The organism is Acidovorax sp. GW821-FHT10E03, assembly GCF_059415205.1.
Window position 1 is genome coordinate 638619 of sequence record NZ_JBWKMU010000001.1, and the last position, 12484, is coordinate 651102.

Below are 12484 nucleotides of genomic sequence, written 5' to 3' on the forward strand. Positions count from 1 at the left end.
GTCAGGGAGGCACGAACCACATATGTCCAGTAATACTGTCGCCGAGTTTGCAACCGAACTCAAAAAATCGCCTGAAACCCTGCTCGACCAGCTCAAGGCTGCGGGCGTGGGCAAGGCTGCCCCCTCCGACGCGTTGACCGAGTCGGACAAGCAAAAGCTGCTTGCCTATCTGCAGGCCAGCCATGGCACGGCTTCGGCCGACCGCAAGAAGATCACGCTGGTGAAGAAGTCCACCAGCGAGATCAAGCAGGCCGATGCCACGGGCAAGGCCCGCACGATCCAGGTGGAAGTGCGCAAGAAGCGCACGTTCATCCAGCGCGATGAAGGTGCCGAGGCGTCTGCAGAAACCCATGCGCCCGTGGCGGCGCAGGAGGCTGCTGTTTCCAGCGAGGATCTCGAGCTGTCCCGCCGCGAGGAAGAAGCGCGCCGCCAGGCCGAGCTGATCCGCCGCCAGGAGGCGGAGCTGGCCGAGAAGCGCGCTGAACGCGAAGCCCGTGAAAAGCGCGAACGCGAAGCCGAGGAGCGTGCTGCCGCCTACGCTGCGCAGGAAGCCGAAAAGAAGGCCCAGGCCTCTGCCGTCAAGCAGGAAGCGACCCGCGAGCAGGCCGCTGAAACCGCTGCGCGCAGCGCCGCCCAGGCCGAAGCGCGCGAAAAGGCTGCTGCCGAGTCCAAGGCCCGCTCCGACGAGGAAGCCGCGCGTGCGGCCGATCTGGATGCCCGCCGCCGCAAGGCCGAAGCCGAGGCCGCGGCCATTCGCTCCATGATGGCCACGCCCAAGAAGGCGGTCATGGTGGCCAAGAAGCCCGAGGAACCCAAGCCCGTGGCCAAGCCCGCCGCGGTGGGCGATGCCAAGAAGGGCACGCTGCACAAGCCGGCCGTGGGCACGGGTGTGGCGCGTGCGGGGGCTCCGGCCGCCGCCGGCGCAGGCGCGCCCGGCGCCGGCAAGGAAGTGAAGTCGGCCAAGCTGTCCTCCAGCTGGGCCAATGACACCGCCAAGAAGAAGGAAATCAAGACCCGCGGCGACAGCAGCGGCGGTGTCGGCCGCAACAACTGGCGTGGTGGCCCGCGTGGCCGCCGTGGTGACAACCGCGACCATCGCGACGACCACCAGCAGTCCGCACCGGTCGAGGCGCGCATCATTGAAGTGCATGTGCCCGAGACCATCACGGTGGCAGAACTGGCCCACAAGATGTCGATCAAGGCGTCCGAAGTGATCAAGGCGCTGATGAAGATGGGCCAGATGGTCACCATCAACCAGCCGCTGGACCAGGACACCGCCATGATCGTGGTGGAAGAGCTGGGCCACAAGGCGGTGGTGGCGGCGCTGGACGATCCGGAAGCCTTCACCGACGACGATTCGACGCAGCAGAACGCAGAGTTGTTGCCGCGCGCCCCGGTCGTGACCGTCATGGGCCACGTCGACCACGGCAAGACCTCGCTGCTGGACTACATCCGCCGCGCCAAGGTCGCTGCGGGCGAAGCCGGCGGCATCACGCAGCACATTGGTGCCTACCACGTGGAAACACCGCGCGGCATGGTGTCGTTCCTCGACACCCCGGGTCACGAGGCCTTCACGGCCATGCGTGCCCGCGGTGCCCAGGCCACGGACATCGTGATCCTGGTGGTGGCGGCCGATGACGGCGTCATGCCCCAGACCAAGGAAGCCATCAAGCACGCCAAGGCGGCGGGTGTTCCTATCGTGGTGGCCATCACCAAGGCCGACAAGCCCGATGCCAACCCAGACCGCGTCAAGCAGGAGCTGGTGGTCGAAGAGGTGGTGCCGGAAGAATACGGTGGCGATTCGCCGTTCGTGCCGGTGTCTTCCAAGACCGGCATGGGCATCGACACGCTGCTCGAGCAGGTGCTGCTGCAGGCCGAAGTGCTGGAACTCAAGGCACCGGTCGATTCGCTGGCCAAGGGCCTCGTGATCGAAGCGCAGCTCGACAAGGGCCGCGGCCCCGTGGCGACCGTGCTGGTGCAGTCCGGTACCCTCAAGGTGGGCGACATCGTGCTGGCAGGCCAGACCTATGGCCGCGTGCGCGCCATGCTGGACGAAAACGGCAAGGTGGCCAAGACGGCGGGTCCGTCGATCCCGGTGGAAATCCAGGGCCTGACGGAAGTGCCGCAGGCCGGCGACGAATTCATGGTGCTCACGGACGAACGCCGTGCCCGCGAAATCGCCACCTACCGTGCCGGCAAGTTCCGCAACACCAAGCTGGCCAAGCAGCAGGCTGCGAAGTTGGAGAACATGTTCGCCGACATGACGGCAGGCGAAGTGAAGATGTTGCCCATCATCGTCAAGGCCGATGTGCAGGGTTCGCAGGAAGCGCTGGCGCAGTCGCTGCTCAAGCTGTCGACCGACGAAGTCAAGGTGCAACTGGTGTACGCCGCAGTGGGCGCCATCAGCGAGTCGGACATCAACCTGGCGATCGCCTCCAAGGCCATCGTGATCGGCTTCAACGTGCGGGCCGATGCCGGTGCGCGCAAGCTGGCCGAGGGCAATGGCGTCGATCTGCACTACTACAGCATCATTTACGACGCTGTGGACGAGCTGCGCGTGGCCATGTCCGGCATGCTGGCCCCCGAGCAGCGCGAGGAGATCATCGGCACGGCCGAGATCCGCACGGTGTTCGTGGCCACCAAGATCGGCACGATTGCCGGTTCGTACATCACCTCGGGCATGGTCCATCGCAACGCACGCTTCCGCCTGCTGCGCGACAACGTGGTGGTCTACACGGGCGAAGTCGATTCGATCAAGCGCCTCAAGGACGATGTCAAGGATGTCAAGGAAGGCTTCGAGTGCGGTATCAAGCTCAAGAACTACAACGACATCAAGGAAGGCGATCAACTCGAATTCTTTGACATCAAGGAAATCGCGCGGACGCTGTAAGGCATCGGTGACGACGACATGGCTGCGAAGAAATCTTCCACCCCCAACCGCGCCTTCAAGGTCGCCGACCAGATCCAGCGCGATCTGACGGAGCTGATCGCGCGCGAGTTGAAAGACCCGCGCGTGGGCATGGTGACGCTGCAGGGCGTGGAGGTGACTCCGGACTACGCCCATGCCAAGGTGTTCTTCAGCCTGCTGACGGGCGACCCTGTGGAGACACAGGCGGCGCTCAACCAGGCTGCGGGTTTCCTGCGCAACGGCTTGTTCAAGCGCCTGCACATCCACACGGTGCCCACGCTGCACTTCGTGTTCGACCGCACCTCCGAGCGGGCGGCCGACATGAATGCCTTGATTGCCAAGGCTGTCTCTTCCCGCGCAAAAGAGGATTAGCCATGCAGCCAGCGCCACGCACCAGGGTGCAGCGGCGCCCTGTGCATGGGGTGTTGCTGCTCGACAAACCGCTCGGCCTTTCGAGCAACGACGCCTTGCAAAAGGCGAAATGGCTCCTGCGCGCCGAAAAGGCGGGCCATACCGGCACGCTCGACCCGTTGGCCACCGGCGTGCTGCCCCTGTGTTTTGGCGCGGCCACCAAGTTCAGCCAGCTGCAGCTCGACGCGCCCAAGACCTATGAGGCCCTGGCGCTGCTGGGAGCGACGACGACGACCGGCGATGCCGAGGGCGATGTGGTGCAGCGCTGCGATGTCGACCCTGCCCAGCTCACCCCTGAGCGTCTGGCGGCGGTGCAGCAGCAGTTCACCGGCCCCATCCGCCAGGTGCCGCCCATGCACAGCGCGCTCAAGAAGGATGGCAAGGCGCTGTATGAATACGCCCGTGCGGGCATCACCGTGGAGCGCGAGGCGCGCGACGTGGTCATTCACGCACTGAAATTGACGCTGGTCCAGACAGATCAAGCGCAAAGCGCTATCAAAATAGTAGTGACCTGCAGCAAAGGCACCTACATCCGTACCCTGGGGGAAGACATTGGCGCCGCCCTGGGCTGCGGGGCGCACCTGACCTTTCTGCGCCGCATCGATACCGGCGGGATCGGCGTGGAGCGCTGCGTCACGCTGGCACAGCTGGAAGCCATGCCCGAGGCCGAACGGCTGGCCAGCCTGGAAGCTCCCGAGTCGCTGCTGGCGCAACACGTGCGTGTCACGCTGGACGGTGAGAATGCAGCCCGATTCCTGTCGGGCGTGCGTCGCCGTGGCAACTGGCCCGATGCCAGTGCCGTGGCGGTGTTTGGCGAGAATCCCCCGGCGCTGCTGGGGGTGGGCCACATCGTGGGCGGGGAGCTGGTGCCGGACAGGCTCCTGAGTCCGCTGGAAATTCAACAAATTTTGGAAAGCACGCCGCATTCCGCGTCCATGGCGCACAGCGGCATATTGGAAAAACTATGACTAAACAAATCCGCAATATCGCCATCATTGCCCACGTTGACCATGGCAAAACCACCATGGTCGACCAGCTGCTGCGCCAGTCCGGCACCTTCGCCGACCACGAAAAGGTCGTCGATACCGTGATGGACAACAACGCCATCGAAAAAGAGCGCGGCATCACCATCCTGGCCAAGAACTGCGCCGTGAGCTGGAAGGGCACGCACATCAACATCGTGGACACCCCCGGCCACGCGGACTTCGGCGGCGAAGTGGAACGCGCCCTGTCCATGGTGGACAGCGTGGTGCTGCTGATCGACGCGCAAGAGGGCCCCATGCCCCAGACGCGTTTCGTGACCAAGAAGGCCCTGGCCCTGGGCCTGCGCCCCATTCTGGTCGTGAACAAGGTGGACAAGCCGGGTGCCAATCCCGACAAGGTCGTTAACGCAGCGTTCGACCTGTTTGACAAGCTTGGCGCCACCGACGAGCAGCTCGACTTCCCCGTGGTGTACGCCTCGGGCATCAACGGCTGGTCGTCGCTCGAAGAAGGCGCGCCCGGTGAGCAGTGGGGCCCCGACATGTCGGCCCTGTTCGACACCATCCTCAGCCACGTGCCCCCGAACACGGGCGACCCGGCTGCCCCGCTGCAACTGCAGATCTCGGCGCTGGACTTCTCCAGCTTCGTGGGCCGCATCGGCGTGGGCCGCATCAGCCAAGGCACCTTGAAGCCCATGATGGACGTGGTCGTCATGGAAGGCCCCGACGGCAAGGCCGTCAAGGGCCGTGTGAACCAGGTGCTGACCTTCCAGGGCCTGGACCGCATGCAGACGCCCATGGCCGGCCCCGGTGACATCGTGCTGATCAACGGCATCGAGGACATCGGCATCGGCGTGACCGTGACCGACCCTGCCAATCCCGCACCGCTGCCCATGCTGAAGGTGGACGAGCCCACGCTGACCATGAATTTCTGCGTGAACACCAGCCCGCTGGCCGGCCGCGAAGGCAAGTTCGTGACCAGCCGCCAGATCTGGGACCGCCTGCAAAAGGAACTGCAGCACAACGTGGCCCTGCGCGTGAGCGAGACCGACGAGGAAGGCATCTTCGAAGTGATGGGCCGGGGCGAACTGCACCTGACCATCCTCTTGGAAAACATGCGCCGTGAAGGCTACGAGCTCGCCGTGTCCAAGCCGCGCGTGGTGTTCAAGGAAATCAACGGCGAGAAGTGCGAGCCCATTGAGCTGGTGACGGCTGACATCGAAGAAGGCCACCAGGGCGGTGTGATGCAGGCCCTGGGTGAGCGCAAGGGCGAGCTGGTGAACATGGAGCCGGACGGCCGTGGCCGTGTGCGCCTGGAGTACCGCATTCCGGCGCGTGGCCTGATCGGCTTCACGAACGAATTCCTGAACCTGACGCGCGGCTCCGGCCTCATCAGCAACATCTTCGACAGCTATGAGCCGCACAAGGGCGACATCGGCGGCCGCAAGAACGGCGTGCTGATCTCGATGGACGACGGCGAGATCTTCACCTACGCCCTGGGCAAGCTGGACGACCGTGGCCGCATGTTCGTGAAGGCGAACGACCCCGTGTACGAAGGCATGATCGTCGGCATCCACAGCCGCGACAACGACCTGGTGGTGAACGCCACGCGCACCAAGCAGCTGACCAACTTCCGCGTGAGCGGCAAGGAAGACGCGATCAAGATCACGCCCCCGATCGACCTCACGCTGGAATACGGCGTGGAATTCATCGAGGACGACGAACTGGTCGAGATCACGCCCAAGTCCGTGCGCCTGCGCAAGCGCCACCTGACCGAGAACGAGCGCAAGCGCGCTTCCCGGTCCTGATAGGCTGAGCTTCCCCGGAAGGGCCACTGCTGCGCAGTGGCCTTTTTTCCGTCTGCAACCCGAAACCCATGTTGAAACTCACACATTCCCGCGCGGTGGTGCTGATGGTGGCGGTGACCCTGATGTGGTCCATCGCTGGCGTGGTCACGCGCCACCTGGAACATGCGGCGAGCTTTGAGGTGACCTTCTGGCGCAGCTTTTTCACGCTGCTGTCCCTGCTGGTCATCCTGCCGGCGCTGCAGGGCAGGGCGGTGTTTGCCTCCATGCGCCATGGTGGCCATGCGCTGTGGATCTCAGGCGTGTGCTGGAGCGTGATGTTCACGGCGTTCATGGTGGCCCTGGTGCTCATGCCGGTGGCCAATGTGCTGGTCACGATGGCCGTGGGGCCGCTGCTCACCGCGCTGTTCGCACGGGTGTTCATCGGCCACCATATCGCCCCGCGCACATGGGCTGCGATTGCCGTGGCGGGGCTGGGCATTGCGTGGATGTATGGTTCGCAGATGGCGGGCCTGCCCTTGGCGGGTACGCTGGTGGCGCTGTGCGTGCCCGTGGCGGCAGCCATCAACTGGACGGTGGTGCAACACTCGCAGCGCCACGGCCACGCGGTGGACCTGGTGCCCGCGGTGCTGGTCGGCGCGGTGATCTCGGTGGTGGCCACGCTGCCGCTCGCGCTGCCTTTTCAGGCGTCGGCCCATGACCTGGCCCTGCTGGCGCTGCTGGGCGTGGTGCAATTGGCCATTCCTTGTGTGCTGGCCGTGCGCTGTGGGCGTGTGCTCAAGGCGCCCGAGATGGCGCTGCTCGGTTTGCTCGAAGTGATCTTTGGCATCTTGCTGGCATGGCTGGGCGCGGGCGAAAAGCCCGGCACGGCAGTGCTGACGGGGGGCGCACTGGTGATCGGTGCGCTGGTTTTCAATGAACTGTTGGGTTGGAAGGAACAAAAATGACGGAGACGGTAGTGTCTGAAGTGTTGAGCGAAGTGCGTGGCCAGGTTGGCTTCATTACCCTGAACCGCCCGCGTGCGCTCAACGCGTTGTCGTTGGGCATGGTGCGTGACCTGATGGGCATCCTGCTGGCCTGGCAGAACGATGCGCGGGTGCTGGCGGTGGCGATTCGCGGCAGCAACAAGGAGGGCCCGTTCGGTGCCTTCTGCGCGGGCGGCGACATCCGCTTCCTGCACCAGGCGGGCAGCCAGGGCAACCCCCTGCTGGAAGACTTCTTCACCGAGGAATACGCGCTCAACCACCTGATCCACAACTACGGCAAGCCCTACATCGCGTTCATGGACGGCATCGTGATGGGCGGCGGCATGGGCATCAGCCAGGGGGCAGCGCTGCGGGTGGTGACCGAGCGCACCAAGATGGCGATGCCCGAGACGGCCATCGGCCTGTTCCCTGACGTGGGTGGGGGCTACTTCCTCTCGCGCTGCCCCGGCCGCGTGGGCGAGTGGCTGGCCCTCACGGGCGACACCATCGGCGCGGGTGATGCCATCGAAAACCAGTTGGCGGATGGCTGCCTGCCCTCGGATCAGCAATCCGCCGTGTGGGAGGCGCTGGGGGCCGGGGGGTTTGCGGATGGCCCTGCGGTCCGTGACTACGTTGCTTCCAAATTCATAGCTGTCAGTGCACACCAGTCAAGCGCTAGAGCCCAGATTGACCAATATTTCTCGTTGCCCAGCGTGGGCGAGATCGTCGCTGCGCTCGAGGCGGCCGACACCGACTGGGCGCGTGCCACGGCGGCCACGCTGCGCAAGCGCTCGCCGCTGATGCTGCACGTGGTGCTCGAGCAGATCCGGCGTGCGCGCGGCATGGGCCTGGCCGACGACCTGCGCATGGAGCGCGACATGGTGCGCCACTGCTTCTTCCTGCGCCCTGGCCAGAGCGAGACGGTGGAGGGCATCCGCGCCCTGGCCGTGGACAAGGACCATGCGCCGAAGTGGAACCCCGGCCGCATCGAGGACGTGGCGCCCGCGATGGTGGCACCGTTCTTCGCCAGCCCCTGGCCCGCGCACGCGCACCCGCTGGCGGCCCTGGCCTGACCTGGATTGAACTGACCTGAACCCAGGCCGGTGCGAACGCTAGTGTCCCGAGTTGGAAGTTACTTTATGAACCGAATTTCTAACTCGGGACACTAGAGCTGCAGCTGCCGGTATACCGCCGTGGCCAGCGCGAGCAATTCCGCGCGCGATAGCTGTCCGCTGAGCGCGTAGCCAAAGCTTCCCTCGGTCCAGTAGAAACCGGGCACGGGGCCTTCCTGCGTGAACTGGAAGGCCGCTGCCGCCGTGGCCGTGGTGGCGGGCGGGTTGTCGTGCGGCGGCGGCGCACCGTGGCGAGAAAGCGCCGTGGTGGCCGTGGGGGCGAGTGCGCCCAGGTACAGCGTGATGCGCTGGCCCGCAGCATTCTGGTACATGAACTGCGCACGCGCCCCGGTGTCGCCCGGCAGCAGGCGGCCTCCCACCAGCTCATAGCCTTGCGGGGCGAGCACGGGCACCTTCAGCGGCTTGCCCAGCCGCTTGGAGAGCCACTGCACCAGATGCTCCTGCTGCGACGCGGTGACTTCCACCGGATGGCGGACCTCCGGCTGGTAGACCGCATGGGCCACGGCGGCCTGCTGGGCAAAGCGCTGCACCGGCGCCGTGGCCAGAAGCGCTGCCGCATCGCCCGCCAGAGGCTGGTGGCCCGGGGCCGGGCCGCCTGCCCACTGGCCGCGCCCCGCCCACCCCAGCACGAAGGCCAGCAGCACCGACGCGGCCAGGCCGCCCCAGCGCCACCACTGTGCCTGCCGTTCCTGGTGTCCCGCGGCGCGCAACGCAGCGGCCAGCAACGCATCGGGCACGGCGGCATGGAGCAGATCCTGGTGCAGTGCCTGCAGCTGGTCGCGCCCCTGTTGCCAATGGGCGATGGCATCCCGCGCGGCCTCGTTGCCTTCCAGTTGCTGGCGCAAGGCTGCGGCCTGCGCGGCCGGGAGGCGGCCGTCCGCCAGGGCGTGCCAGGCGGGATCGTCTTCGGGGAGGGGCGGGGCGTGGGAGCGCGGTTCCATGGCAGTGTCGCGGGTCGTCGTCATTTCAGGCGGCGCAGCGCCGGGGGCTGGGACTGGGTCTGTGGGGCGGCTGCCGCCGTGGCTGGTGAGGGGGATGGCGCAGGCACCGATGTGCGCTCCATCAGTACCCGCAGCCGGGCGCGGGCGCGCGACAGCCGTGACATCACCGTGCCCACGGGGACGGCCAGGATGCGGGCCGTGTCCTCGTAGCTCATGTCCTCCATGGCCACCAGCAGCAGCACGGCCCGCTGGTCCGCGGGCAGGCGCTGCAGGCAGCGTTCCAGGTCCAGCGCGTCGTCCGAGGGCACCGGCGCGCCGGGCAACTGGTCGCGGACGTCCTCGATGTCCAGCGGCGCCAGCGCGGGCATCGCGCGGCGCTGGTTGAGATAGAGGTTGTGCATGAGCGTGAAAAGCCATGCGCGCAGGTCGCTGCCGGTGCGCCACAGCAGCCATTTGCTGCAGGCGCGCTCCAGCGTGTCCTGCACGAGGTCGTCGGCCGCCCAGGCGTCACCTGTCAGCACCCGGGCATAGCGGCGCAGGCCTGGCAACTGCTCGACAACCTGGGTGCGGTTCATGGCGCGGTGGGATGGGCGCGCTCGCCCTCAGGGGCGGGCAGTGCGCCAGACCTGGTTCACGCCGTCTCCGGTCCTGTCGCCGGGTTTGGTGTCCTTGACCCAGTAGTACAGCGGCTTGCCCTTGTAGGCCAGCTGGGTCTTGCCGTCATCACGGGTCACGATGCTGTAGTCGCCGCCCGGCGCCGTGCTGGCCATGAGCGGGGGCCAGTTGGTGGCGCAGGGCCCGTTGCAGACTGATTTGCCGCTGCCTGCCGCGTCGCGGTCAAAGGTGTAGAGCGTCATGCCGCCCCCGCCGACGAGCACGCCGTCCACGGTTTTCACGGGCGAGTCGGCCATGGAGGCACAGCCCGCCATACCGGCAACGGCGATGAATGCTGCCGCCATCGAGACAAATTTCTTCATGGGTTTCTCCAGAGTGGGTGCAGGCGGCGCGAATGCGGCCTTGCACCGGGACAAACACATGGGCACCGTGGTTTATTCCACGCCGCCGCAAAAAAACCGGCCGGGCTGGCATCGATGTGGCGCTTCCCGGCCCGAGCCCGGCGTGCGATGGCGCGCAGGCTAGCGGTTTCTGCTCTTCATGGCGCGCTCGACCTCGCGCTTGCCTTCGCGGTCCTTGATGGTGTCGCGCTTGTCGTGCTCGGCCTTGCCCTTGGCCAGGGCGATCTCGCATTTCACGAATCCGTTCTTCCAGTGCAGGTTCAATGGCACCAGCGTGTAGCCCTTTTGCTCGACCTTGCCGATCAGGCGCTTGATGTCGTCCTTCTTGAGCAGCAGTTTCTTGGTGCGCGCGGATTCGGGGTTGACGTGGGTCGAGGCCGTCTTGAGCGGGTTGATCAGGCAACCGAGCAGGTACAGCTCTCCATCACGTATCAGCACATAGCCGTCGGTCAATTGCACCTTGCCCTCGCGCAGCGCCTTGACCTCCCAGCCGTGCAACACCATGCCCGCTTCGTGGCGCTCCTCGAAGAAATAGTTGAAGGCCGCTTTTTTGTTGTCGGCAATGCGGGACGTAGGATCTGGTTTTTTGGCCATGGGGTGAGAGCGTGTTTGCACTTTTACGTGCCCGCGAAAACCGGAGAAAGGCCCGGCAGATGGGCGCAGGACGCGCCGAAGTATCGATACTGCAAGCGGACTGCGACAACGTGGCCGGGCCTTTCCCCGGCTTTCCCGAAAGGTTGGACCCGGACGCGGGTACTTGAGGCGCAGGACACGCTTTAAAAGATGCGGCGCAAACCGGGAGATAAAAGGCCTCCCTACAATTGTCGTCGTCTCGCACCCGCGATTCTAATTTCCTCTGGCTTGCGCGCACCGGTGCAGGCGCCGTCTGCATGAAAACCGTCCACAAGTCCGTCCTCATCTGGTATAGCCCCGAAGAAATGTTTGCCCTGGTCACCGGGGTGGAGCACTACCCCCAGTTCCTGCCATGGTGCGACCATGCCGCCGTGCTCGAGCAGACCGCAGAGGGCATGACCGCCGAGGTAGGCATTTCATTTGGCGGCATCCGCCAGACCTTCGTGACGCACAACACCCATGAGGCAGGCCGGCGCGTGCGGATGCGGCTGGTCAAGGGGCCTTTCTCGCAGCTCGACGGCGACTGGCTTTTTCACCCCGTGGGCGATGGCAGCCAGCGGGCCTGCCGTGTGGAGTTGAGCCTGAATTACGGTTTTGACAACGCGGCCCTGGCGGCGCTGGTAGGCCCTGTGTTCGACCGCATCGCGGGCAGCATGGTCGATGCCTTCGTGAAGCGCGCGGAACAGGTGTATGGCTGAGGAGCCGGCTGGTGCGGACATCGCAACCCCGCGCGCACCCGCTCTGATGCGGATCACCGTGCTGGTCTCGCTGGCGCCTCGGCAGGTCAGCGAATGCACTGTGCAATTGCACCCTGGAAGCACGCTCGCCGACGCCCTGCAAGCCGCCGGGCAGATGGCTGCGCGGCGCGAGGGCATGGCGTGCGGCATCTGGGGCCGTGCCATGCCCGAGACGACGCTGCTCAAGGACGGGGACCGCGTGGAGTTGTACCGGGAGCTCAAGGTGGACCCCAAGGTGGCACGCCGCGAGCGGTTTGCCCGGCAGGGCGCGCGTTCCACGGGCCTCTTCGCGCGGCAGCGGCCGGGCGGCAAGTCAGGCTACTGATCGGGATACCAATTGAAACAAAAACGGCGCCCCAGGCGCCGTTTTTTTGCCACGGATGACCGGTCAGCGTTTGCAGTCGGAGGCGATGATCGTGTCGATGCGCTTGACCTCTGCATTGCGCTGGGCCTCGTCCAGGAAGACGCGCTCGCCCTGTGCATTGCTCTGCCTGATCGGCGCGCCGGTCTCGAAAGTGGCCTTGGCCGCGCGCGCACGGGTGCAGTTTTCTGCCTTGGCCTTGGCGATCCTGTCGTCTTCGGCTTTCTTCTTGGCGGCTTCGGCGGCCTCTGCCTCAGCCTTGCGCTTTTCCAGCTCCTTGTCCTTGCCGGCGGCGCTGGCGGGAGCGCGGGGGGATGCGGCCGCAGGCGCAGCAGCCGAGGCGGGGGCATCGGCCGCTTCCGGCGCACTGGCGGCTGCCGCAGCCGCGGGCAAGCGTGCAGCCGCGTAGCTTGGCTGCTTGAGGATGCTCTTTTCCGGGATGTCCTGTGGCGGCGGGCGGTCGCTGAAGACCTTGCGGCCGTCCTTGTCGATCCACTGCCATTGGGCAGCGGCACCCAGGGCCCAGGTGCAGGCAACGGCCAGCAAAACAAGCTTGTGCAATTTCATGCAGGCAAGTTTAGCCGTGCAGCAACG

13 protein-coding genes are annotated in these 12484 nt (G+C 65.9%); 8 read left to right on the forward strand and 5 right to left on the reverse strand.

What is annotated here, in order from left to right; genetic code table 11:
- The first annotated feature begins 22 nt into the window (after positions 1 to 22).
- The 6 genes from infB (at position 23) to AC07OD_RS03035 (ending at position 8142) form a co-directional block, all read left to right on the forward strand.
- Positions 23 to 2890 (forward strand): translation initiation factor IF-2, encoded by a 2868-nt coding sequence (gene infB / locus AC07OD_RS03010; RefSeq protein WP_218294353.1) that lies wholly within the window; start codon positions 23 to 25, stop codon positions 2888 to 2890.
- Positions 2891 to 2908: 18 nt separating this feature from the next.
- Entirely contained in the window at positions 2909 to 3280 is a 372-nt protein-coding gene (gene rbfA, locus AC07OD_RS03015; protein ID WP_008904004.1) for a 30S ribosome-binding factor RbfA, read from the forward strand.
- A 2-nt stretch (positions 3281 to 3282) separates the two neighbouring features.
- Positions 3283 to 4287: a tRNA pseudouridine(55) synthase TruB gene (truB, locus tag AC07OD_RS03020; RefSeq protein ID WP_492255185.1), complete on the forward strand. Its 1005-nt coding sequence runs from the start codon at positions 3283 to 3285 to the stop codon at positions 4285 to 4287.
- Positions 4284 to 6107, forward strand: a complete 1824-nt coding sequence (gene typA / locus AC07OD_RS03025; RefSeq protein ID WP_218294355.1) for a translational GTPase TypA — start codon at positions 4284 to 4286, stop codon at positions 6105 to 6107. Before truB ends, typA begins: the two co-directional genes overlap by 4 nt.
- A gap of 68 nt (positions 6108 to 6175) precedes the next feature.
- Positions 6176 to 7051 (forward strand): DMT family transporter, encoded by an 876-nt coding sequence (locus tag AC07OD_RS03030; RefSeq protein ID WP_218294356.1) that lies wholly within the window; start codon positions 6176 to 6178, stop codon positions 7049 to 7051.
- Positions 7048 to 8142 carry an enoyl-CoA hydratase/isomerase family protein gene (locus tag AC07OD_RS03035; protein ID WP_492255187.1) on the forward strand — a complete coding sequence of 365 codons (1095 nt, stop codon included), beginning with the start codon at positions 7048 to 7050 and terminating at the stop codon, positions 8140 to 8142. The genes AC07OD_RS03030 and AC07OD_RS03035 overlap by 4 nt, the downstream gene beginning before the upstream one ends.
- Positions 8143 to 8234: 92 nt before the next feature.
- Here the strand turns inward: AC07OD_RS03035 and AC07OD_RS03040 are convergent, their stop codons facing one another.
- The 4 genes from AC07OD_RS03040 to smpB form a co-directional block, all read right to left on the reverse strand.
- Positions 8235 to 9143 carry an anti-sigma factor family protein gene (locus AC07OD_RS03040; RefSeq protein ID WP_494595053.1) on the reverse strand — a complete coding sequence of 303 codons (909 nt, stop codon included), beginning with the start codon at positions 9141 to 9143 and terminating at the stop codon, positions 8235 to 8237.
- A gap of 20 nt (positions 9144 to 9163) precedes the next feature.
- Positions 9164 to 9718: a sigma-70 family RNA polymerase sigma factor gene (locus AC07OD_RS03045; RefSeq protein ID WP_218294359.1), complete on the reverse strand. Its 555-nt coding sequence runs from the start codon at positions 9716 to 9718 to the stop codon at positions 9164 to 9166.
- A gap of 27 nt (positions 9719 to 9745) precedes the next feature.
- Positions 9746 to 10120 carry a COG4315 family predicted lipoprotein gene (locus AC07OD_RS03050; protein ID WP_218294360.1) on the reverse strand — a complete coding sequence of 125 codons (375 nt, stop codon included), beginning with the start codon at positions 10118 to 10120 and terminating at the stop codon, positions 9746 to 9748.
- A gap of 159 nt (positions 10121 to 10279) precedes the next feature.
- Entirely contained in the window at positions 10280 to 10753 is a 474-nt protein-coding gene (gene smpB, locus AC07OD_RS03055; protein ID WP_218294361.1) for an SsrA-binding protein SmpB, read from the reverse strand.
- A gap of 296 nt (positions 10754 to 11049) precedes the next feature.
- On the opposite strand from smpB, the gene AC07OD_RS03060 reads away from it, so the two are divergent.
- Both AC07OD_RS03060 and AC07OD_RS03065 read left to right on the forward strand, forming a co-directional pair.
- A complete protein-coding gene (locus tag AC07OD_RS03060; protein WP_218294362.1) occupies positions 11050 to 11490 on the forward strand; it encodes a type II toxin-antitoxin system RatA family toxin in 441 nt (146 codons plus the stop codon).
- Positions 11483 to 11854, forward strand: a complete 372-nt coding sequence (locus AC07OD_RS03065; protein WP_218294363.1) for an RnfH family protein — start codon at positions 11483 to 11485, stop codon at positions 11852 to 11854. Before AC07OD_RS03060 ends, AC07OD_RS03065 begins: the two co-directional genes overlap by 8 nt.
- A 63-nt stretch (positions 11855 to 11917) precedes the next feature.
- Here AC07OD_RS03065 and AC07OD_RS03070 read toward each other — a convergent pair whose 3' ends face one another.
- Positions 11918 to 12457, reverse strand: coding sequence for a DUF4124 domain-containing protein (locus AC07OD_RS03070; RefSeq protein WP_494595057.1), 540 nt, complete (start codon positions 12455 to 12457; stop codon positions 11918 to 11920).
- Positions 12458 to 12484: the final 27 nt, after the last annotated feature.

Bases quoted from the DNA above. Each gene is read 5' to 3' on its own strand.
- smpB (WP_218294361.1), bottom strand. From the start codon at position 10,753: ATGGCCAAAAAACCAGATCCTACGTCCCGCATTGCCGACAACAAAAAA.
- AC07OD_RS03050 (WP_218294360.1), bottom strand. From the start codon at position 10,120: ATGAAGAAATTTGTCTCGATGGCGGCAGCATTCATCGCCGTTGCCGGT.
- AC07OD_RS03040 (WP_494595053.1), bottom strand. From the start codon at position 9,143: ATGGAACCGCGCTCCCACGCCCCGCCCCTCCCCGAAGACGATCCCGCC.
- AC07OD_RS03065 (WP_218294363.1), top strand. From the start codon at position 11,483: ATGGCTGAGGAGCCGGCTGGTGCGGACATCGCAACCCCGCGCGCACCC.
- truB (WP_492255185.1), top strand. From the start codon at position 3,283: ATGCAGCCAGCGCCACGCACCAGGGTGCAGCGGCGCCCTGTGCATGGG.
- AC07OD_RS03070 (WP_494595057.1), bottom strand. From the start codon at position 12,457: ATGAAATTGCACAAGCTTGTTTTGCTGGCCGTTGCCTGCACCTGGGCC.
- infB (WP_218294353.1), top strand. From the start codon at position 23: ATGTCCAGTAATACTGTCGCCGAGTTTGCAACCGAACTCAAAAAATCG.
- typA (WP_218294355.1), top strand. From the start codon at position 4,284: ATGACTAAACAAATCCGCAATATCGCCATCATTGCCCACGTTGACCAT.
- AC07OD_RS03045 (WP_218294359.1), bottom strand. From the start codon at position 9,718: ATGAACCGCACCCAGGTTGTCGAGCAGTTGCCAGGCCTGCGCCGCTAT.
- rbfA (WP_008904004.1), top strand. From the start codon at position 2,909: ATGGCTGCGAAGAAATCTTCCACCCCCAACCGCGCCTTCAAGGTCGCC.
- AC07OD_RS03060 (WP_218294362.1), top strand. From the start codon at position 11,050: ATGAAAACCGTCCACAAGTCCGTCCTCATCTGGTATAGCCCCGAAGAA.
- AC07OD_RS03030 (WP_218294356.1), top strand. From the start codon at position 6,176: ATGTTGAAACTCACACATTCCCGCGCGGTGGTGCTGATGGTGGCGGTG.
- AC07OD_RS03035 (WP_492255187.1), top strand. From the start codon at position 7,048: ATGACGGAGACGGTAGTGTCTGAAGTGTTGAGCGAAGTGCGTGGCCAG.